21 protein-coding genes are annotated in these 20,511 nt (G+C 42.7%); 6 read left to right on the forward strand and 15 right to left on the reverse strand.

Translation table 11 applies throughout. From position 1 onward, the window contains the following. Positions 1 to 72: 72 nt before the first annotated feature. Together AK823_RS00240 and erpA are read right to left on the reverse strand one after the other, a co-directional pair. A complete protein-coding gene (locus AK823_RS00240) occupies positions 73 to 429 on the reverse strand; it encodes a hypothetical protein (protein ID WP_068325334.1) in 357 nt (118 codons plus the stop codon). Between the two features lie 409 nt (positions 430 to 838). Next, a complete protein-coding gene (gene erpA / locus AK823_RS00245) occupies positions 839 to 1,219 on the reverse strand; it encodes an iron-sulfur cluster insertion protein ErpA (protein WP_021813277.1) in 381 nt (126 codons plus the stop codon). Between the two features lie 575 nt (positions 1,220 to 1,794). On the opposite strand from erpA, the gene AK823_RS00250 reads away from it, so the two are divergent. Further along, a complete protein-coding gene (locus AK823_RS00250; RefSeq protein WP_068325336.1) occupies positions 1,795 to 3,828 on the forward strand; it encodes an ATP-binding cassette domain-containing protein in 2,034 nt (677 codons plus the stop codon). Between the two features lie 103 nt (positions 3,829 to 3,931). Here AK823_RS00250 and AK823_RS00255 read toward each other — a convergent pair whose 3' ends face one another. Next, positions 3,932 to 4,294 carry a septal ring lytic transglycosylase RlpA family protein gene (locus tag AK823_RS00255; protein ID WP_068033623.1) on the reverse strand — a complete coding sequence of 121 codons (363 nt, stop codon included), beginning with the start codon at positions 4,292 to 4,294 and terminating at the stop codon, positions 3,932 to 3,934. Positions 4,295 to 5,008: 714 nt separating this feature from the next. Here AK823_RS00255 and AK823_RS00260 point away from each other — a divergent pair. Together AK823_RS00260 and AK823_RS00265 are read left to right on the forward strand one after the other, a co-directional pair. Next, positions 5,009 to 6,031 (forward strand): DnaJ C-terminal domain-containing protein, encoded by a 1,023-nt coding sequence (locus AK823_RS00260; RefSeq protein WP_068325338.1) that lies wholly within the window; start codon positions 5,009 to 5,011, stop codon positions 6,029 to 6,031. Positions 6,032 to 6,092: 61 nt separating this feature from the next. Beyond that, positions 6,093 to 6,416 (forward strand): chaperone modulator CbpM, encoded by a 324-nt coding sequence (locus tag AK823_RS00265; RefSeq protein WP_068325340.1) that lies wholly within the window; start codon positions 6,093 to 6,095, stop codon positions 6,414 to 6,416. A 102-nt stretch (positions 6,417 to 6,518) separates the two neighbouring features. Here the strand turns inward: AK823_RS00265 and sstT are convergent, their stop codons facing one another. The 4 genes from sstT to AK823_RS00285 form a co-directional block, all read right to left on the reverse strand. Further along, positions 6,519 to 7,721 carry a serine/threonine transporter SstT gene (gene sstT, locus AK823_RS00270; RefSeq protein WP_068033629.1) on the reverse strand — a complete coding sequence of 401 codons (1,203 nt, stop codon included), beginning with the start codon at positions 7,719 to 7,721 and terminating at the stop codon, positions 6,519 to 6,521. Positions 7,722 to 8,033: 312 nt separating this feature from the next. Next, on the reverse strand, positions 8,034 to 8,507 hold the full coding sequence (locus AK823_RS00275; RefSeq protein ID WP_068325342.1) for a DNA polymerase III subunit chi: 474 nt from the start codon (positions 8,505 to 8,507) through the stop codon (positions 8,034 to 8,036). Between the two features lie 7 nt (positions 8,508 to 8,514). Next, positions 8,515 to 10,185, reverse strand: a complete 1,671-nt coding sequence (locus AK823_RS00280; RefSeq protein WP_068325344.1) for a leucyl aminopeptidase — start codon at positions 10,183 to 10,185, stop codon at positions 8,515 to 8,517. 355 nt (positions 10,186 to 10,540) lie between these two features. Further along, the gene (locus tag AK823_RS00285) at positions 10,541 to 11,146 is read right to left on the reverse strand and encodes a cysteine hydrolase family protein (RefSeq protein ID WP_068325346.1); all 606 of its coding nucleotides are present in this window, start codon (positions 11,144 to 11,146) and stop codon (positions 10,541 to 10,543) included. Positions 11,147 to 11,693: 547 nt separating this feature from the next. Here AK823_RS00285 and lptF point away from each other — a divergent pair. Together lptF and lptG are read left to right on the forward strand one after the other, a co-directional pair. Further along, positions 11,694 to 12,965 (forward strand): LPS export ABC transporter permease LptF, encoded by a 1,272-nt coding sequence (lptF, locus tag AK823_RS00290; RefSeq protein ID WP_068329999.1) that lies wholly within the window; start codon positions 11,694 to 11,696, stop codon positions 12,963 to 12,965. Then, positions 12,965 to 14,164, forward strand: coding sequence for an LPS export ABC transporter permease LptG (gene lptG, locus AK823_RS00295; RefSeq protein WP_068325348.1), 1,200 nt, complete (start codon positions 12,965 to 12,967; stop codon positions 14,162 to 14,164). The genes lptF and lptG overlap by 1 nt, the downstream gene beginning before the upstream one ends. Before the next feature lie 176 nt (positions 14,165 to 14,340). Here the strand turns inward: lptG and AK823_RS00300 are convergent, their stop codons facing one another. Beyond that, the gene (locus tag AK823_RS00300; protein ID WP_068325351.1) at positions 14,341 to 14,949 is read right to left on the reverse strand and encodes a methyltransferase; all 609 of its coding nucleotides are present in this window, start codon (positions 14,947 to 14,949) and stop codon (positions 14,341 to 14,343) included. 281 nt (positions 14,950 to 15,230) lie between these two features. Between AK823_RS00300 and AK823_RS00305 the strand changes: the two genes are divergently transcribed. Further along, positions 15,231 to 15,605: a PH domain-containing protein gene (locus AK823_RS00305; RefSeq protein WP_068325352.1), complete on the forward strand. Its 375-nt coding sequence runs from the start codon at positions 15,231 to 15,233 to the stop codon at positions 15,603 to 15,605. Positions 15,606 to 15,715: 110 nt separating this feature from the next. On the opposite strand, the gene AK823_RS00310 is transcribed toward AK823_RS00305, so the two are convergent. The 7 genes from AK823_RS00310 to AK823_RS00340 all read right to left on the reverse strand — a co-directional run bounded on the left by AK823_RS00310 (position 15,716) and on the right by AK823_RS00340 (position 20,457). Next, entirely contained in the window at positions 15,716 to 16,042 is a 327-nt protein-coding gene (locus AK823_RS00310) for a DUF3817 domain-containing protein (RefSeq protein ID WP_203226584.1), read from the reverse strand. Then, a complete protein-coding gene (gene xerD, locus AK823_RS00315) occupies positions 16,012 to 16,950 on the reverse strand; it encodes a site-specific tyrosine recombinase XerD (protein ID WP_068325354.1) in 939 nt (312 codons plus the stop codon). The genes AK823_RS00310 and xerD overlap by 31 nt, the downstream gene beginning before the upstream one ends. 24 nt (positions 16,951 to 16,974) lie before the next feature. Next, positions 16,975 to 18,195 carry a class I SAM-dependent methyltransferase gene (locus AK823_RS00320; protein ID WP_068325355.1) on the reverse strand — a complete coding sequence of 407 codons (1,221 nt, stop codon included), beginning with the start codon at positions 18,193 to 18,195 and terminating at the stop codon, positions 16,975 to 16,977. A 106-nt stretch (positions 18,196 to 18,301) separates the two neighbouring features. Further along, positions 18,302 to 18,628, reverse strand: coding sequence for a sulfurtransferase TusA (gene tusA, locus AK823_RS00325; protein WP_068325356.1), 327 nt, complete (start codon positions 18,626 to 18,628; stop codon positions 18,302 to 18,304). Between the two features lie 29 nt (positions 18,629 to 18,657). Then, the gene (locus AK823_RS00330; protein ID WP_228138881.1) at positions 18,658 to 19,188 is read right to left on the reverse strand and encodes a hypothetical protein; all 531 of its coding nucleotides are present in this window, start codon (positions 19,186 to 19,188) and stop codon (positions 18,658 to 18,660) included. 91 nt (positions 19,189 to 19,279) lie between these two features. Further along, complete coding sequence (ruvX, locus tag AK823_RS00335) at positions 19,280 to 19,801, reverse strand: Holliday junction resolvase RuvX (RefSeq protein ID WP_068033660.1); 522 nt, start codon at positions 19,799 to 19,801, stop codon at positions 19,280 to 19,282. Between the two features lie 92 nt (positions 19,802 to 19,893). Then, positions 19,894 to 20,457 (reverse strand): YqgE/AlgH family protein, encoded by a 564-nt coding sequence (locus tag AK823_RS00340; RefSeq protein WP_068033662.1) that lies wholly within the window; start codon positions 20,455 to 20,457, stop codon positions 19,894 to 19,896. Positions 20,458 to 20,511: the final 54 nt, after the last annotated feature.

Raw genomic sequence — 20,511 nt, forward strand, 5'->3', positions numbered from 1 at the left:
TAGATAGATGCTTTTGGCGTTCGCTTTCTATCTAAATATAGACTAAAAGCTGCCTGCTCATTCTAAATAAACTTATGAAAACTCAAGCTCAGTCTCAAAACTCTTTAAGTTATGGCGTGCCATAGCAAGGTTAGACTTTCGACGATCAAGTACAAGGTATAAGAACAAGTCACTATTGCGCACTAGTGGACGTAGCAAATGATACTGACTACTAAGGGTAATTAGAATATCTTCAATGTTTTCGTTTAAACCCAACGCCTCAGCAACGTTACGTTTAGAGCGTAAAACTTCAGTGTTACCAGCGGCGGCAATCTCAAGATTAATTCCTGTACCTAGAGTTGCAAGCGCTAGACCAGACTCGCTATCAACTAGTGCTGCTGCGATAAAACCATCAATTTCATTTAGTGTATCAAGTGATAACTTAGCCATACTGCTTTTCCTTAGCTGTGAGAAAATAATAATCAGTAACGAGCAAAGTGATGACAGTCAATTGTGGTCTTTTGCGATGTCGGTAGATGATGACCACCTAACGTCATTACAAAATATATAACAGACAAATGACTGCACACGCTACTGTATTTTGATAAATATGTTTTGAACAAATGGTGTAGATAGATTGTAAATATTATTATTCATTAACAATGCTACATCACCATTTGAGCACATCTCCACAGTAATTCAATGAGAAGGCGACTAAGCGTATGTCTAAGTATCTCATCGGTATAAAGCTGTATTGTTAGTGTACAAATGTAAACTAATATATATTGCTAACTATTTTGATCTATTAATAGTTAGTCACGCTACAGAAATTTAAAATATTAACTACATAACGCTTAGGTCAAATAGAAAATGACGAACCGCAACCACAGGTAGTAGTCGCATTTGGATTGGTCACGATAAAGCGCGCGCCCTCTAACCCTTCGGTATAATCAACAGTAGAGCCTTGTAAGTACTGATAACTAAGCGAATCTACAACTAAAGTCACATCACCGTTATCAAAGTTGGCATCGTCTTCATTTAAGTCATTGGCAAAGTTAAAACCATAAGAGAAACCTGAACAGCCGCCACCAGTTACATAGACACGTAACATAAGGTCGCTATCACCTTCTTCTTCACGTAGGCGACGTACTTTTTGTGCTGCGCTATCAGTTAAACTTAATATGGTTGGGTCTACTGGTTGGCTTGAGCTTGGGCTAAATTGGTTGGCTGATTCGTTCATATCTACCTCAGTTGCTAGGATCAAATGCTGTCGTCGTCCTGTTTGGGTTTGCAGTTAAATAGTTGCAAATAAAGATACGCACGGCGTTTGATTCGATTGGGTGCTGTGATTATAGCGATGCTATCGGTGTGACTAATGGAGCATTATAAATATAGTATTTGTGCCATCATAACTATTTAGTTAAAGGCCGGTACTTATCTTATAGCAGTATATCATAATGGGGGTAACGATTAGTTTGTCAAGAGTGACTCTATATAGTCAATCCACTATAAAAGAGTGACGGTGTTAACCTCGTTTGCAGTATCACCTATACATCTGCATTCGGTTGCCTTGACCCTCTTTTAAATTGAATCAACTATAATGACATTTAACTAGTCAAAGCTAAGCATTTATTATGCCTATAATTGCTAATCAAACCTCAAGTTCCTTCTTATAATAAATGCTTGGTTTTAAAATAGTTATTTAATCGTTTGCCTATGGGGCAAGCGTTTGAAATAATAGCCGCCAGTTAACATACCAGATGTGTGTTTATTATTGCCTTATATTTTATATTACTGTTGAGATGAAGAAATTATATGATCGAATTTAAAGACGTTGGTGTTCGCCGTGATGGTCGTGAATTGTTTGCAGGGGCAAGCTTTCAGCTACATCCGGGCCACAAAGTTGGCTTGACGGGCAACAACGGCACTGGTAAATCGACCTTGTTTGCCTTATTACTGACGCGGATGGGCACTGGCGATACCGAGGTTACCCTTGATAGGGGCGAAGTGAACATTCCTGATAGCTGGCATGTGGCGCATATGGCGCAGGAAGTGGGCGCGAGTGCACAAACGGCGATTGATTATGTATTAAGTGGTGACGAGCAGTGGTATGAGATTAACGCTGCTTTAAACGATTTGAGCAGTGTCAGTGATGAGCAGATTGGAGTGTTGCATCAGCAGTTTGATGAAATTGATGGCTATCGTACGCCGACCAAAGCGGCGCAAATCATGGCGGGTCTGGGCTTTAATACGAGCCAACACGAGCTACCCGTAGAAGGGTTTTCGGGTGGTTGGCGTATGCGTTTAAACCTCGCCAAAACCTTGATGAGCCGTGCAGACTTAATGCTACTCGATGAGCCAACCAACCATTTGGACTTGGATGCCATTCTGTGGCTTGAGACTTGGATTAATGCCTTTACCGGTCTGGTCATCGTTATCTCACATGATCAAACCTTCTTGGACAATACTGTCGGTCATATCTTGCACGTTGAGCAGCAAAAAATCACCCTTTATACGGGTAACTATCAGCAGTTTATCCGTACCCGTCATGAGCGTATGGCGCAGCAGCAACAAGCGTTTGAGAAGCAAGAAGCAACCAAAGCACATTTGGATGACTTTATTCGTCGCTTCCGTGCTAAGGCCAGTAAAGCCAAGCAAGCACAGAGCCGTATCAAGCAGCTTGAGCGTATGGCAGAACTATCACCGATGATGGCGGATAATCCATTTTCGTTCCGCTTTTACGAGCCAGCGAATATGAGCTCGCCATTGATTGAGCTAACCGATGCCGATATTGGTTATAGCGATACGCCACTACTTTATAATGCCAATGTGCAAGTGACCCCTGATACGCGTATCGGACTATTAGGCATGAATGGCGCGGGTAAATCGACTTTGGTTAAAGCCTTGGTCGGTGAGCTGGGTGTATTAAAAGGCAGTTATAACGTTTCAGATACGCTGAAACTTGGCTACTTTAATCAGCATCAAATGGATATCCTTGACCCTAAGGCAACCCCAATCGAGATGTTACGTCGTTTAGCAGGTAAAACGTCCGATGCGATGCTGCGCTCGTTTTTAGGTAGCTTTGATTTCCGTGGCGACCGTATCGATACCATCAGTGAGCTATTTTCAGGTGGCGAGCGCGCCCGTCTGACACTGGCTTTGATTGTCTGGCAACGTCCGAACGTCCTGGTACTTGATGAGCCAACCAACCATTTAGACTTACAAATGCGCCAAGCATTGACCATTGCCTTGCAAGGCTTTGAAGGGGCAGTGGTACTGGTCTCGCATGATCGCGAGTTGATTGCTAACGTCTGTGATGAGTTATATCTGGTCCATGATGGTCAAATCGATGAATTCGATGGTGATATTAGTGATTATGGTAAGTGGTTAGCAGAAAAACGCAAACAAGAAAATTCGTCAGATAAAGGCAGTAGTAAGAAAAAGAACAAAAAAGCCAATAAGAAGTTTGTTTCACGTGAAACGAACGACAGTCGAGCAACGAGCCAAGTAAACAATAAAACATCTACTGCGCCAGCAAACACTAAAGCGGTTCAGCCTGCGCTTAGTAAAGATGCGCAGCGCAAGATGGCAGCTGAGCAACGCAAGCTAACGGCACCGATTCGCCGTGAGATTGAAAATACAGAAAAAGCATTAGCTAAGATTGATGGACAGCTAGTTATGCTCGAAGAAAAGCTTGCTGACACCACCCTTTATGAAGAAAGTCGCAAGTCTGATTTGCTTGTTTTACTGAATGAGCAGACTGCGCTACAGCAGCAGCATAGCGATAATGAAGAAAAGTTATTGCTGTCGATGACGACGCTAGAAGAGATGGAAGCCAGTTTTGACTAGACAGCTCTAATAAGTGCGATGCGGTTGTGCACTTAAAGCTATTATTTACTTAAAATAGCAGACATAAAAAAAGGGAGAGCATTAGCTCTCCCTTTTTATTACATTATTGTCTACGGTATTTGCCATCACCATAAGATAGTATCTTCATAGTGGTCGTACAAAGTTGACAGTTTATTTTACCAGCAGCGCCTTTAGACAAATCAAGGATTCGTCCTTTCGTAAAAGGTCCTCTATCCGTGATTTTTACTATTACGCTCTGCTTTGTCTTTTTGTTGGTCACTTCTACCTTCGTACCAAAAGGCAGCGTTTTATGCGCGGCAGTCATAGCATTCATATTAAAGATGCTTCCACTAGCGGTACGTTTACCATGAAACTTATTACCATAATAACTGGTGTTGCCAGCAAAGACTGTGGTAGTAAGTAATAGTGATAATGTGACAACTAAAGACTTGATTAAATAAGACATTTAATACCTTTATGCAGTTTATAAGATAGACAGATATTTTTGCCTACGTTATTTATACTCCCTATGAGTATGAATAATAGGGAGATTTTACAAGAGTGAGCTTGTCATATTATTACTGCTGTGTAAAAAACTCATGAGGTCAAATACCTGTTTTTTAAGAAGAAAAAGATATTTTTCAGTTAAAAAAATGATGATATAAGTATTGAAAGTAGCCTTATAAAGATTGATTCTCATAAAGAAGTCAACAAAATACTGGAAAGATAATAATACAATGTAAATAGGTAATATATAAAGACCAGAACTATCGATATAGCATAATTAACGTCATAAAAACCTAATTAGAAATAGCTAACATAATGTAAAAAAACCTTGCTATATTCTTACTTATTATTACAAACAAAGTGCTGAGTTGTCTTATATCGCTTCTAAACGAGAGGGACGTGCATCCATTGCCCTCACCAAACTGACACTACGCCAACAGTTGTCAAAGAACAATGATGCCAGAATCATAGTGACGCACGCTAATATAGTGACACACGCTAATAATGATGTTTTAAGTGATTCAGATAATACAAATGCTAGTGTCGCTTGGTATCATTACTGGTAAGACTTTGTTAGCTATGGCCGCAGGCGAAAAAATGAAATACTGACTCAGTATCCCCATATTATCTATTAACTGGATTGTTAGCAAAAAATACGATAAGGAAAAACAACATGGCAGAGAAAAACTACTATGACATTTTAGGGGTCAAAAAAGACGCCTCAGACGCTGATATCAAGAAAAAGTATCGTAAGCTCGTTCGACAATTTCATCCAGATGTCAGTGACGATCCAGATGCTGACAATAAGATTGCTGAGATTAACAATGCTTACGAGACGCTTAGGGACAAGGACAAGCGTAGCGAGTATGACGCGATGCTAAATAATCCATTCGCTGGACGAGGTAGTGCTGGCGGCTTCGGTGGTCAATCAGCTGGCGGTGGGCAGGGTGGTTTCCGCTGGGAAGATATGAAAGATCAGTTCGGAGAGGGCGAAGCCTTCGGTGGTGGCGGTTTTCGCTTCGATGATATATTTTCGGCATTTGGACGTGGGGCACGTGGCTCAGCTGGTGGACAGACAGGTAGCCGCTCTCAAAGTAGTGGCTTTGATCAATTTGGTGGTGGTTTTGGGTCGCAAGATAGCAAGGGTCAAGACCAACATGCAGAGATTACTGTGGATTTAACCTCGGTCTATAGCGGAGACGATTATAGTATTAAGTTAAATGTCCCTGTCCGTCAGCCCAATGGCAGTGTAGATTATGAGAATAAAACCCTTAAGATTAAGATTCCTAAAGGCATCACTGATGGCAAGCAAATTCGCTTAGCAGGGCAAGGTGCTGCTGGTGGCGGTAATGGCAAAAATGGTGATTTATTCTTGAAGGTCAAAATCAATCACGCAGCTAACATTCGTATCGAAGGCGCGGACGTTTATCAAACAGTCAATATAGCGCCATGGGAAGCGGCATTGGGAGACAAAATCAACGTCAGTACGCCAGCAGGTACACTTGGCGTGACGGTTCCTAAAAACAGCAAATCTGGTAGCAGTTTACGTCTAAAGGGTAAAGGAATTCCTGCTAAGCAAGCGGGTGATTTATATTTAACCTTAAATATCGTCAACCCTGATATCAGTAGCGAGGCTGCAACCCAAGCTTATGAGCAATTAAAGCAAGCGTTTGCCGGCACCTCAATCAGCCGTTGATAGAGAGATAGGATGCTCAATTGAAGACGATGAAAATAAAGAGATAACGAGGATGATAATTATGAAAAACTCGCCCGAATTAAACGATATTGTATTGAGCTTAGATGAGCTAGTGTCTGCCTGTGGTCAAGACCATCAATGGGTACTGGCGTTGATTGAAGAAAATATCATTGAATATGATGTACCAGAGCGCCAGCAATTCACAGGTTACCAGCTCACGACCGTGCGCCGCGCCTCACGTCTGAGTCGTGACTTTGAAGCCAGTGTGCCGGCGATTGGTTTGATACTTGAGCTGCTAGATGAAGTCGAACAATTACGTCAATTAAAACGTCAGTTAGAAGGGCAAGCACCAATCATTGAAGTAGATATTGAACATTTAAAATAGTTAGTTTGATAGTAAAAAGTAGACATACAAAAAGGGCCTCAATGATGAATTGGGCCCTTTTCTGTTTGTGAAGCTTAATTTATAAATCTGAATATCTATCAATTAACGTGAATATTTAGGATCAGCTGCTGCGGTAAATAGTACGTCAGTTGAAGAGTTTAGTGCTGTTTCTGCAGAGTCTTGAATGACACCAATGATAAAGCCAATCGCAACCACTTGCATTGCAATGTCATTTGGAATACTAAATAGGCTCGCAGCCAATGGAATCAATAATAAAGAACCACCAGCGACACCAGATGCACCGCAAGCACTAACGGTTGCAACTAGGCTTAGTAGCAGCGCTGACGCAAACGTTACTTCGATACCTAAAGTATGCGCAGCAGCAAGCGTTAAAACGTTAATTGTAATCGCCGCGCCTGCCATATTAATAGTCGCACCCAGTGGAATAGTTACTGAATAAGTATCTTCGTGCAGACCTAGTTTACGGGCAAGGTTCATGTTGACGGGAATGTTGGCCGCCGAACTACGCGTAAAGAATGCCGTAATCCCTGACTCGCGCAGGCAAGTAAACACTAGTGGATAAGGATTTTTGCCAGTCTTAATGAGGACGATGATAGGGTTGGCCACTAGAGCGATAAACAGCATACAACCGACCAGCACCATCAAAATACGCGCATAACCTGCTAAAGAAGCAAAACCTGTCTCGGCGACGGTATTGGCAACCAAGCCTAAGATACCAAAAGGCGCTAGGGCAATAACCCACTTCACGACTTGAGAGATGGCATCAGCAAAATCGCCGACAACGGTACGAGCAGTATCGCTGGCTTGACGCAGGGCAAAGCCAATGATAATTGCCCATGCTAAGATACCGATATAGTTGGCTTCCGCAATAGCATTAACAGGGTTTGCGACTAGATTCATAAGAAGATTGGTTAATACTTCTTTGAGGTTAGCAGGTGGGACTTGCTCGATGGTAGCATTTACTAAAACCAATTCGGTCGGGAATAAAAAGCTGGCGCCCACTGCCGTCAATGCCGCCAAAAATGTGCCAAACATATACATGATAAGTACGGGTTTAACGTAGACTTCATTACCACTGCGATGTTGACTAATCGCTGCCATGACCAAAATAAATACCAATATCGGGGCAACTGCTTTTAGCGCACCCACAAATAACGTACCTAATAATCCTAATGCAATCCCAATATTTGGTGCCAACCAACCAATTAATACTCCTAATATTAAACCAATAATAATGAGCGGCACCAGCCCTATACGCTGGTACATCGCAGTCAATGAACGCATCTATACACCCTTTAGTTAGTCAGTAAAAAGTAAGTTAATAATGGAAGTAAAAAACTAATCGACGGATGGTAGCATTTTTTCAGATATTCGCATACCAGTCATACTAGAGGTGGGTAGATATCAAAGTGATAAAGAGAGATAAGAAGAAGATGAAAAAAGAAAAAGTGTAATGAATAAAATAAAATTCGCAGGCGAGTATAGGCAATAACTAGTTTGTAAAAAACTGGCCTATCTATAAGGTCTAATAGGTGAGGAAGGTTGCATAGATAATAACAGTCGAAGCATCATAGCTTCATAAGAGAAATGAGCCAACTACACTTTAAAGTGAGTAAGCTCATAGCCTAATTGTTGGTAGATCTTGTATTTGTGACGACCTTCTTGAACGCTGATGGCGTCAGGTTTTATTAGCTCAAGGACGCGAGAAGGTTTAGCATTGCTGGTCGCTGCCATGAAATCATTGACCGGATGTATCGTAGTATTGAGTACGATACCATTAAAATCTGCTGGCATATAAGCACCAAGCAATACCGGTGCTAAAGGGTTGCTAGTAGCAACATCAGTATCAGCACCTTTAGTATCAACATTGGATAGGCGTTGATGCGGTATAAAGCTGGCAGCATCTTGTGCCCATAGCGCCTCATCAAGCGTTGATAGCAACGCGTCATCTTTAATAAGAATCAGTATCGACTGAGTACTTTTATTGAGCGCCGTTTGAGTCAACTGACAAATAAAGCCCAAGAAATCTTGGGCTTTACTCTCACTTAAAACATAAAAACTGATTTTCATAAATCGATTAGGCCATATTTGCGCTGTTTTTTAAGTATTGCATAAATAACGGCACAGGGCGACCAGTTGCCGCTTTATCTTTGCCTGAGTTCCACGCCGTGCCAGCAATGTCTAAATGCGCCCATGCTTGACCTTCTTCAACGAAGCGCGATAAGAAGCATGCGGCAGTTACTGCCCCTGCACCTTTACCACCGATATTTTGCATATCAGCGATTGGCGAATCGAGCTGCGCTTGATATTCGTCATCCATCGGCATATGCCAAATGAGATCACCCGATAAGTTACTAGCATTTTCTAAGTCGAATAATACGTCTTCATCATTACTAAAGACTGCTGAGCGCACATGACCTAAAGCAACCACGCAAGCACCAGTCAATGTTGCTACATCGATGATGGCTGTTGGCTGATAGCGTTGTACGTAGCATAAAGTATCTGCTAACACTAAACGGCCTTCAGCATCGGTATTTAAGATTTCAACTGACTTGCCATTCATGGCTTTAACGATATCGCCAGGGCGGGTTGCATCACCTGATGGCATGTTTTCTGCGCAAGCTAAAGCACCAACGACGTTAATCGGCAGACGCGCTTCACATAGAGCTTTAATCGTCCCCAGTACTGCTGCTGAGCCGCCCATGTCAAACTTCATCTCATCCATTGCCGCACCTGGCTTAATTGAGATACCACCTGAATCAAAGGTTACGCCTTTACCGACTAATACGATAGGAGCATCGTCGTTGACAGCTTGTGCATTATTATCACTACTTGTCACTGCATTTTTAGCAGATTTCTTGTTAGAAGTTTTGGTCGGTAATTTATCAGCCAATGCTTTTAGACCACCAGAAACTTTCGCACTGCTAGTCGTTTCTTTGGTAGAGCCCACATTCGCACTGAAGTTAGATTTACCGCGATACTCCATAAGCACGAGCTTGCCTTCTTTAGTAGAGCCTTGTGCTACCGCTAAGAAGCAGTTCATACCCAATGCTGACATCTCGTCTTCACCTAGTACCGTCACTTTTAACAAGTCAGGATACGTTTTTGCAAGGGCTTCGGCTTGTTCTGCCATATACGCTGGGAAACAGATATTACCTGGCTCATTAGCCACGTCACGAGTTAAGCTTTGACCAGCAAACACGGATTTTGCGAATTCTAGCGCAGGCTGTAATGACTCGTCAGCTACTAGATAGATATCGTTAAGTACTGGCGTAGTCTGCTCAGACTTATATTTATCAAAACGATAAGTCGCCGCTAACAGATTAAGAGCGAATTGACTGAATTGATTCTCATCTAAGGCATCACCCAACGCGACAGTAATAGATGCTACACGCTTTTGAGTACTGGTATAGATGGTCTTAGCGATTTTCTGTAGTACGTTTTCATTAAGTTTATCAACGTTACCTACACCGACTAATAACACTTGGACAGGATTTTGCTTGGTGGTTTTTTTGTCACCTGCTAAGGCATAATCAGCAACCGTTTCACAGGCTTTACCGTTAAAGTGTGAGACTTCAATCAACTGCTCGATACGTGCGGTATAATCAGTTAACGCTGATGCAGCAAGAATGTTTTTCTTGTCATCAACCAAGACCACTAGGCAAGCTTCGTCTTTACTCTTCGCTTCTTTTTTTAGAATCTTTTGTGTATGAGTTTTGGGCAGGTGCTGAGATAATTTAATATTCATATAGTTATCCTTATTAGAGTGGTAAAACTAGAATCGTAAACAAATGATGCAAGTAATATTGGTGATTAAGTCTACAATTAATGCAAATATTTCACATCAAATTTTTAAAATAAAAAAATGTCACGCATAGCTTATTTATCACTCATTCGAGATTGGTGAATCCTGCACCTAGAGTGATAAAAGCGTTCTTACCATGGCTGCATAGAGTTAATTTGGTTAGCATGTTTAGCTATCTTTATAGTGTAGCATATCAGCTACTCAGTGCGCAGATGGCAGGGATTAGGTAATGTTTTCATACAATTTTCTGCGCTATTTTACTTAACTTGTCATCTATGAGCGATCAACTTATTGGCGATTAAGCATTGACCAGTTCATCAGTCGAGACTAAGGCTGCAAATCTATCTTGCAAAGCTGCCATAGCAGTATCATGCATGATGTCAGCACTTATCGTCTCTCTTTTGTCACTAGGAAGGTCACGAGTGGCACAAGCATCATGGCAGACGAAATTCTGAAAGCCTAAATCAAAAGCAGCCCTTACACTTGAGCTGACACACATATGACTCATAAAACCTGCAAAAATAATCTGCTGTTTTTGAGTAGATGAGATAAGTTCTTTAAGGTCAGTGTTGTAAAAAGCATTAGGGTGCTTCTTGGTGATAGTTTTTTCGCCATCCATCGGTTTTAGATCGTCAACAATAGCGACGTTAGAGGATAATGGATCAAAGACATTGCCATTATCTGCACCATGATGAGCGATATGAAAGATAGGGATATCTTCTTTACGGGCTTTATCAAGCAGCAGGCTTGCGTTTGCAATCGCCTTGCTACCTAATTGACCTAGCGGCATAACACCGTTCACGTATTCGTTTTGATAATCAATAAAGACGACAGCGCAATTTGACCAATCGAGCTTATCAAATTCACCACCAGCTAACTCAAGTAGGGTAGAAGGATTAGACATTTTATTCTCCATTGTGCGTTATAAGTATGAATTCTGACTATTGGCAATTTCTGGGTAGTAAGTTCTGAACATTGATATTAATAAGTGCTGACAGCTAACGAGTTTAGCAATTAATACTGGCAATATTCGGTGAGTGATACGAATGACAAACAAACCTTTCTAAATTAAATAAACCAAAGACTTCATATTATTAAACTCGCTTATCCTCAGCTGTTGTTAAGCTTTATTGTTTCTTTATCATATCGTCTGTCAACTCACAAAAAAACGTACAAATACGTAACTAGCAAGGGTTAGGTAATGTTTTCAAACACATTTCACCGCTATTTTTTGCCAAAACATGCTAGCATTAGCGGTTATCTTAATCGCTAATTTTTATACGGTATAGCTAATAAGTGACTTAGTTACGTTTACAACTATTTAAGTATTCGTATGAAAAGCGCTACGCCTACAATATCTAGATACCACGCTGAAATTTGTCAATAAGCACGCGCCAAATCGCGCGAATACCAACTGTTTAAGAGTACCTATTGTGATATTACGCCGCTACATGACCCGTCAGGTTGCCTCCACTACCGCTTTAGTATTGGGGTTTTTGGTGGTGATGATGCTCGGTGGACGCCTGATTCGTTACTTTGGAATTGCCGCTGAAGGCAACTTAGATGTCAGCCTGTTATTCATCATTATTGGTTATAACTTGCCGTATTTCTTAGAGCTTATTCTACCACTGGCATTTTTTATTGCATTAATGCTGGTGTTCGGACGCTTGTATGTCGATCAAGAGATGGCGGTTATTAATGCCAGTGGGGTCTCACGTGGTAAGCTTGCCCGATTGATGACGCCATTAATCTTGGCGTTGTTTGTGGGTGAGGCGGCACTATCGATTGTCGGCAAACCGTGGGGCGTGCGCTCATCTGAGACTGTTTGGCAGCAGCAAGCATTAACCAGCGCTTTTGATTTGATTCGACCTAATGAGTTTATCAGTAGTGGTAATTATCATCTGTATGTAGGCAGTCTCAGCGACGATAAAAAGCAGCTGCAAGATGTGGTACTCATCCAGTCTGAGCCTATCAAAAAAGGCAGCTCTACTAAAAACCTATCTGCCCCAGATATAAATACGGCAAATACTGTAAACAGCCCTGAGTTACCCAAAGAGTTGATTGATACTATGAAGAATAGTAATCAGTCTATTAGCAAAGATACCATTACTTTGGCTAAGCGCGCTGAGCAAGTAGACAGTGCAAGTAACGGTGTGACGCAGCTAGATTTATTTCAAGGTCGTCGCTATGAAGTGGGCGCAGGAAGTCTTAAATATAATCAAGTAGGCTTTGATCGTTACCGTATTACTTTGACCGAATCCTCTAAAGAGATAGTGACTGAGAATAATATCGAAACCCAAAAAATTGGGCAGTTATGGCAAGCGGCAACTGGTGGTGCGCAAGTTGGTAGTGTTAACGCATTACGTGCGGCACAAGGTGAGCTTGGCTATCGCTTTGCCTTACCTTGGCTGATGATTATCGCTCCTATGTTGGCAGTGCCACTTGCGCAAGTACGTCCGCGTCAAGGTCGCTGGTTACGCCTGTTCCCCTCTATTTTATTATTTGTCAGCTGTGCACTAGGTATCATATCTTTGAAGAATGCCGTGGGTAAAGGCAGTGTGAGCGTATGGGCATATGCATGGTTGGTATTAGGGTTTATGGCATTGGCGCTTTATATGAACTGGGGTAGCCGATTCCAGCATCGATTGCGTGTGCGTTTAGAAGATAAGTCATTAGGCTCTGTCGATAATTTAAGAAAAGACTCTAATGGAGGGCAACTATAATGCGCTCCTTGTTATCTAAAGCTCAAGTCTCTCAAAGCCCGTCTTCTAACTTAAAAGTGCTGGGACGTTATGTCAAAACCAATGCACTTCTCGCGATTATTGCCGCAGTAGTTGGGCTATGGGCGTTACAAGTCCTATTTACCTACTTGTCTGAGCTTGAGGATCTGACCGATAGCTACACTATGTCTGATGCGCTCAGATATATTTTTTACCGCTCACCCTATTTCTTAGAGCAATTCATGCCGACTGGTGCGCTACTTGGTGCCGTGGTAGGTTTAGGGTTACTAGCCAGTAAGAGTGAGCTGGTGGTCATGCGCGCCGCTGGTGTCAGTATTTATCGTATCGTCGGTTGGGTACTGCAACCGGCTTTGATTTTTGTCATACTCGCACTGGCTATCAATCAGTTCGTACTGCCGCATTCGAATCAATTGGCAAAAGAGATTAATAACGAAGACAGTAGTTCGCTGGTCACTTCTGTACGCGGCTATTGGACGATGCAGCCACGCTTTGCCAGTAATAATGATGGTGACGCACAGCCTGATGGTAGTGATATTTTGTATATTGATTATGCGGATGTACAAGGCAACATCGGAGAGGTCAAGCGTTGGCATTTGGATAATGATGGCAATTTGCAAACAGCTACTCATGCTGAGGGCGGACGTTATAGTGGACGTATACCAGCGCCTACTGCCAGTACCGAACCGAGCGAGCAATATCGTTATGAGTGGCAGCTGAACAATATGACTGAGCTGACTATTAATCAAGGCTTCGAGAGCAGTCAGTCTAGAGCCCCATTGAATACTTTAAGTCTGCCCTTTGCACCCGAATCTGTTTATTTACTGACACGTGAAGCAGAAGACTTATCGCTCACTCAGCTCTATAAACATCGACAATTTATGCAGCAGCAAGGCAAACGTTCCTTAGATCATGAGCTATCATTTTGGCAGAAGCTGCTGTCACCTTTGTCCATCTTGTCACTGGTGATTGTCGCTTGCTCCTTTGTATTTGGCTCACTGCGCACCCATAGCTTAGGCTTGCGTATTGTGGTGGCTTTACTCTTTGGTTTGCTGTTTAGTTACGTTCAGGATTTAGTGGGCTTTGTCTCATTGGCGACTGGCTTTTCACCTTTATTAATGGTGTTGTTACCGATTATCGGTAGTGCGGCGTTGGGTTTTTATCTCATAAAACGACAGATGTAGCTAAAAGCATTCAGACACAAAAAACACGCTAAAGCCGATAACTTTAGCGTGTTTTTTAATGCTTGATAAGGGATAGTCAAATCTAGATAGCTGCGATACAAGGAAACCGACTGCAGACTATACCGTAGTATGTCAAAAGAGATTGACGCTGTAGCGCGCTTATATCGATTTGCCTATTAGTCTTTGGTTGCCATAGTAATTGTATAAGTCTTACCTTGTTTAATTTTTTCGCTATTACCGAACACTTCAGTAAATGAGCGCTTCATAAACTGGCGCAAGCCATTAATCGTCACCACATAGAAACGCCCACCTTTACGCATGCGCGCATAGGCATCGAGGAAATATAGATAATGCTGCTCTTTTCCTACCTTGGCTGGCAAGTTGGACATCACAAGGCTAAAGTCTTTGTCTTTTGCCACATGATTAAAGCCGTTTGATAAATGTACATCAACATTTTTTAGACCATTTTTCTCACAGTTCAGACGCGCATATTCCACTGCCATAAAGTCTTTATCAATTAAAGTATGCAGACCATTCGGACATTCACGCGCCGCTGTCATACCGAGCACGCCATAGCCACAGCCCAAATCTATCGAATCATCATCCGCTTGAAAATCAACGTAATCAAGCAGCATCAAACTGCCATCATCTAGCTTTTGCGGTGAAAAAATGCCCCACGTGGTCGCAAAATCAAACGGCTTGCCCAGCACATCTTGGCGAAAATTAATATCTTCACGCCAATGTTGGGCGTTTTTCAATAGGTCAGCAGGGGGTCTATGGCTCATGGGATTCTCGGATATTAGATAAGTAAAAGGGGGTGCGCGGCCCAATCAGGCAGTGTGTACATCATGACGCACTTTATTGAGGCTATTGTAACGAGAAAAGGGCAGGTTTGCAGCTAGGGATTAATTTAAAATTTATCATAGTTAAAGATAAGAGTGAGTATTCTTGCTAAACTTAAATACGATTTGGCTAACTATAAAGTATTCTATGGCAGACATTGTATTTACATCTAAAATTGATTTTTGGATTGGATTTGTGCTCTGGGGTGGTAGCTTTCTGATGATTGCCATTCCATTTTGGCAGTGGAAAAAAAGGTGAAAACGGTTCGTTAGCTAAAAGTATTTTTTTGGCATTTATTTTTCTACCTTTTATAGCATTAATGCTTATGCCATTTTTTGGTACGAAATATACATTATCAGACGGTCAACTTCTTATAAATAATGGTTTTTCTACACAGCGTATTGAGCTTATAGACATTACTTATATTGCTCCAACTCGAAATATGAGTTCCGCGCCAGCCCTATCATTAGATAGACTTGAAGTAGGCTATAAAAACAAAAAAGTATTGATATCACCAAAAGACAAACTGCTATTTTACAAAGAAATAAAAGTGCGTAACCCTAATATAGTGATAGCACAATACAGTAGGCGTATTTAGTTGAACCGTGCGGATGATAGTCAGTATGCAGCCTCTACAATCTTGCCGTCGTTAACAAATCACTATTCCTAAAAGGTGTAAGCACCACCAATACCGAAAAATACTTAATCCTATTTTTTCAAACGCTTCTTTAATAAATGATCAAATATAAACGGACCAAACGGCAAAAATGAGCCAAGCATGCCTGCAGGCATTGCCCACAGTGGCATTTTTATTTTGCTAGCTGCAAACAAAAGCATTAGGATGTAGGCAATGAATAATGCCCCATATGCTATACCGATATATCTCACAGCCTCTGGGATATCGAACATGTATTTTAGTGGCATTGCGATACCGAGTAATAATAAAAAAGAAGGGCCTTCTAAATAACCCGCGATGGTGAGGTTTTTGAGTTTAGATTTCGATTCTAACCTCTCGGATGATGCTCGGCATGCAATTTCTGCAATCTCGCTGTCGCCACATGAGTATAAATCTGTGTCGTTGATAGATCACTATGCCCCAATAACAACTGCACGCTACGCAAGTCTGCCCCATTATTAAGTAGATGGGTAGCAAAGGCGTGACGAAGGGTATGCGGTGATAACTCTTTATCAATACTGGCGACCTTGGCGTACTTCTTTAATAAATACCAAAAATTCTGCCGCGTCATATAACCACCTTGCGCGGTCAAAAACACTGCTTGGCAATTCCCCGATTTCAAATGCGCAATCAAATCACCACGAGCATGCGTTAGATAATCCTCAAGCGCATCTGCCGCGTATTCACCTAATGGCACTAGACGTGTTTTATTACCTTTCCCCGTAATTTGTAGCCAACCAGAATTGAGATTGACTTGTTCAAGCGACAGATTAATCAGCTCGCTGACACGCAGACCGCAGGCATAGAGCACTTCTAGCATGGCTTTATCACGCAGTCCAAGCGCTGTGCTAGTGTCAGGCGCAGCAAGGAGATTATCGACATCCGCTTCGGCTAAATCTTTTGGTAATGGACGTCCAAGCTTTGGGCTTTTGATACGCTCGCAAGGATTATCTTCACGCAGATTGCTGGCAATCATCCAAAGGTAGAACTGCCGCAAGCTTGAGAGCATACGTGCTTGCGTGCGTGGGGTTTTGTCATCTTGAGTAAGTGTAGATAAGCAGTGCAGCACGTCATCCGCTTGCCATTTCGTCAGGGCAATAGGATTGGTGAGCTCGCAAGAGCGCAGGTCGCGGACATAAGCATTACGCGTACGTGTTGCAAGCCCACGAGCGAGCATGGCTTGTCGAAACTCAGTGATATAAGTAGGTTCGTCATCGACGGCTAGTGCTTTTGGTTGGCGCTGTTGTACGGCACGGTCGCGGCTCATAAGACGATATTCGACGGTTGAATATTAAACACGCTGCAGGCACCATAACGAGGTGACTTCCGCACTTCGTGCTGCAAACAGTGGATCAGTATCATCTTGGCTGCGACCATGCTTAGGTTTGGTATCTAGACGGTATTTCACTGCTAATCCAGCATTGGCAAACCAGTCCAATAATTCTTCACGAGTGCGCAGCTGCAAATGTTCAGCCAAATCGGACAGTATTAACCAAATCTCTCCTTGCTCCGCTAAGTGCTGTTTTGCGCCCTGCAAAAACCCAAGCAGCATCGTGCTATTGGCATCATAGACGGCGTACTCAAGGGATGAGCTGGGCTTAGCGGGCAACCAAGGTGGATTACAAACGATCAGATTGGCGAGAGGCGCATCAGTCGGATACAGGTCTGCTTGCTGCAACTGCACGTTAGCTAATTCTAATCGTGTAAAGTTCTCGCTGGCGCAAGCCAAAGCCCGTGGATTTAAGTCCGTCGCAACCACCTGTTTCACACCGCGCTGCGCTAAAATTATGGCTAGCAACCCAGTGCCAGTACCGATATCGTAGGCGACATTATTTACAGTCGGCAGCGGCGCATCAAGTAATAGCTGTACATACTCGTGACGAGTGGGCGCAAAGACGCCATAATGCGGGTAAATCGACACACCTAAGCTTTCAATCGACACACCTTTTTCGCGCCACTGCGCTGCACCTAACGCCCCTTGCAGGTCACGAAACGACAGTACGCAGGATTCATCAGCCGCTTTATCTAACTGGCCAAAAGCTGCTGTACAAGCGGTACTGACATCAGGAGCGCGGCGTAAGTGGCTAACATAATCAGTATCCAGCTCTAATAGCAAACGGCTCAATATGCGCGAGCGCTGGGCTTGAATTTGACGCTGCTGATGAAATAGGTTAGGTATGTCTTTGGGTGTCTCTGAGGATTCAGCTGCAGTTTTATTAGACTTAGCAGGTTTATTAGCTGCTTTCTTTATTTTGCGCTGCTCAGAGCGCTCATTGGTACGCTCGATACGCCGTTTGAGGGCTTGTAGCAATTGCTTTGCATTATGAAAGTCACCGCGCCACAGCAGTGATGTGCCTTCGCATGCTAAGCGATAAGCCTCATCCGCGGTCGTCTTATCATCGACTAATACAATACGTGCAGGCGGCAGATGATTGCTTTCAGATAACCAGCGGGCATGACGTAAGGTTTCGTTCTCAAACCACTGTACATACTGCTTTTGAGTTGCTAACACGCTATCTACCTTTAATTTGTGAATGATATATTTCGTACAAAGCAAAGATATCCTTATGTTATTAATGCTCTTATGTTAGTAGTGCTATAGGTTCTATCGAACGTATTCAAGCATCCTTTTTCTTAACTAAATAACGATAAAGCGTGGCGCTTATAGGCGCGTTATCATCGCCATCGACAGTTATTTCATCAGGATCGACGTTTAAGCTCACATTTTCAGCAAGCGTCTCTTGATGCACAAGCGTATGTCCCAAATGACGGCAAAAATTAGGAATGTCGCGAGTCGTCGCTGGGTCAGTGGCGAGTATTTCAATGACTTCACCAGCATCCGCTTTACGAATGGTTCGATGTAGCATCATTACTGGCTCAGGGCAGATTAACCCTTGGGTATCCAGATGATGATTAATAGCGGTGTTAGATATTGAAGTAGTCATAGTCGTTGTATTACAAATGAGTAGTGAATTTAGGGATTGCTATCGATTGAAGATTCTTTAGGAGCTTGTTGCAATGCTTCAGCAGTGGCAGGTTCGTTAGTCAGATCCTCTTCAGCTTCTGTTTCGGCTTCTAAAAAACTAAAAAAGCGCTTAAAGTTAGCTCTGAATAAAAACGCCACGCCTAGCCATGAGGCCAGTCCCAACCATGCGGTATCGGCAAATAATAATCCACCAACCAGTATGATGGTGGATACTCCAATACTTAGCGCAATCATCGAAGGTTGGCTCAACCGATAGCGATAGATGACGAGACCATCATAAATAGTGATGGGGATGGTCAGGGCTATCAGCGCATAGGGTAGATTAAAAAACAACCGATAGAGTAGTTGATTGTCATGGAACGCTTTGATACTGGCAATAGTGCCAAAGACCATAAAAGCGATGATAGCGGCATAGATTAGATAGATCGCTATCTGGTTTGCGCGCTGTGCACCTTTAATACGTGCGATAGCGAGCGGGGCAAAGCCATGTTGCGTGGATTGGTCTGAGACAATGGGCATAATAATCAGGCATTTATCCATGTAGAGTGACGATATGTCAGAAATTAGCGGTATTTAAACAGAAAAATTGTCGCTTACTTAGTCCGCTTAATTAATCAGCTTTGATGGCGTCGATGGCGATACTGCTACTAGGATCAGCAAAATAAGTCGACATCAGGATACAGGCAGAAATATCATCGATTGGGTCGCGCTCATGCTTAATCCAACCATTCTCCCACGCAATTTCTCGCGCTGCGACTGAAGTCAGGCGCTCGTCACAAAGGGTCACTACCACTGGTAGATGCTGCTCCATAATTCTATGCGCTAGGCGACGAGAAAATTTATGCGCACGCTTTGACAGCATCGAGCTGCTCCCATCCATGTTAAGTGGTAACCCGACCACAACCTTTGCCACGCCCCACACCTTGATAATGCCTAACAAATTATCCCAATCTGGCTGACCATTATCCATCGCCAAAATATCGAACGCACGTGCAGTTTCGGTAATCGTATTGCCCAGCGCCATGCCCATCTTTTTAACCCCATAATCTAAAGCTAAGATAAGATGCGGCTTAATGGCTGGTTCGGCGACAGTAGTGTCGGTCGCTTCAAGGGTAGTATCAGGATCTACCATAATTATGCGTACTTCCTATTTCTATTAAGCTCAACTCGTTTAGTTTAACTGCTTTAACTTAGATGTTACTTTTGGCTGTCATAGCAAATATGCTATGCATGACCGATATCGCTACTGAGATAATCAAAGTTAACCCCGATTTTTTCAGCGGCAAGCTGCCAACGTTCTTCAAAAGGCGTATCAAACAATAAAGTTAAATCAGCAGGACATACTAGCCAATCGCCGCTTTCAAGCTCACGATCGAGTTGTTTTTTGCCCCAGCTGGCGTGGCCTAGGCATAGCTGGTAGTGCCCAACGCCTTGACCTGCGGCGATACGTTGCAAAATATCTTGGCTAGTAGTGATGCAGACATTTTCTGAGATAGCAAAAGAGGATGCCCATTCTGGCTGACCGGTATGCAGCACAAAGCCTACTTCAGGATACATCGGACCGCCTTCTAACGCCAAATCCTCCATAACCTGAGGATTAGTGACATCGATATCTAAATCTTCTAATAGCTTACCCACATGCGCTTGCTCGAGTGGACGATTCACCATTAAACCTAACGCACCTTGTTTATCATGGCGACAGATATAGATTAGCGCCTTCTCAAACCGTGGGTCTGATAGATCAGGCGCTGCAATTAAGAAGTGATGGGTCAAGTTAGCTTTGGACATAGAGGCAAACGCAACATAAAAAAGATTAGACACTACTATATGGCGATACTAAAT

Source organism: Psychrobacter sp. P2G3, assembly GCF_001593285.1.
Taxonomy (GTDB): Bacteria; Pseudomonadota; Gammaproteobacteria; order Pseudomonadales; family Moraxellaceae; genus Psychrobacter.

Coding starts and splice junctions, on each gene's coding strand:
- AK823_RS00240 (WP_068325334.1), bottom strand. CDS start 429: ATGGCTAAGTTATCACTTGATACACTAAATGAAATTGATGGTTTTATC.
- erpA (WP_021813277.1), bottom strand. CDS start 1,219: ATGAACGAATCAGCCAACCAATTTAGCCCAAGCTCAAGCCAACCAGTA.
- AK823_RS00250 (WP_068325336.1), top strand. CDS start 1,795: ATGATCGAATTTAAAGACGTTGGTGTTCGCCGTGATGGTCGTGAATTG.
- AK823_RS00255 (WP_068033623.1), bottom strand. CDS start 4,294: ATGTCTTATTTAATCAAGTCTTTAGTTGTCACATTATCACTATTACTT.
- AK823_RS00260 (WP_068325338.1), top strand. CDS start 5,009: ATGGCAGAGAAAAACTACTATGACATTTTAGGGGTCAAAAAAGACGCC.
- AK823_RS00265 (WP_068325340.1), top strand. CDS start 6,093: ATGAAAAACTCGCCCGAATTAAACGATATTGTATTGAGCTTAGATGAG.
- sstT (WP_068033629.1), bottom strand. CDS start 7,721: ATGCGTTCATTGACTGCGATGTACCAGCGTATAGGGCTGGTGCCGCTC.
- AK823_RS00275 (WP_068325342.1), bottom strand. CDS start 8,507: ATGAAAATCAGTTTTTATGTTTTAAGTGAGAGTAAAGCCCAAGATTTC.
- AK823_RS00280 (WP_068325344.1), bottom strand. CDS start 10,185: ATGAATATTAAATTATCTCAGCACCTGCCCAAAACTCATACACAAAAG.
- AK823_RS00285 (WP_068325346.1), bottom strand. CDS start 11,146: ATGTCTAATCCTTCTACCCTACTTGAGTTAGCTGGTGGTGAATTTGAT.
- lptF (WP_068329999.1), top strand. CDS start 11,694: ATGACCCGTCAGGTTGCCTCCACTACCGCTTTAGTATTGGGGTTTTTG.
- lptG (WP_068325348.1), top strand. CDS start 12,965: ATGCGCTCCTTGTTATCTAAAGCTCAAGTCTCTCAAAGCCCGTCTTCT.
- AK823_RS00300 (WP_068325351.1), bottom strand. CDS start 14,949: ATGAGCCATAGACCCCCTGCTGACCTATTGAAAAACGCCCAACATTGG.
- xerD (WP_068325354.1), bottom strand. CDS start 16,950: ATGAGCCGCGACCGTGCCGTACAACAGCGCCAACCAAAAGCACTAGCC.
- tusA (WP_068325356.1), bottom strand. CDS start 18,628: ATGACTACTTCAATATCTAACACCGCTATTAATCATCATCTGGATACC.
- AK823_RS00330 (WP_228138881.1), bottom strand. CDS start 19,188: ATGCCCATTGTCTCAGACCAATCCACGCAACATGGCTTTGCCCCGCTC.
- ruvX (WP_068033660.1), bottom strand. CDS start 19,801: ATGGTAGATCCTGATACTACCCTTGAAGCGACCGACACTACTGTCGCC.
- AK823_RS00340 (WP_068033662.1), bottom strand. CDS start 20,457: ATGTCCAAAGCTAACTTGACCCATCACTTCTTAATTGCAGCGCCTGAT.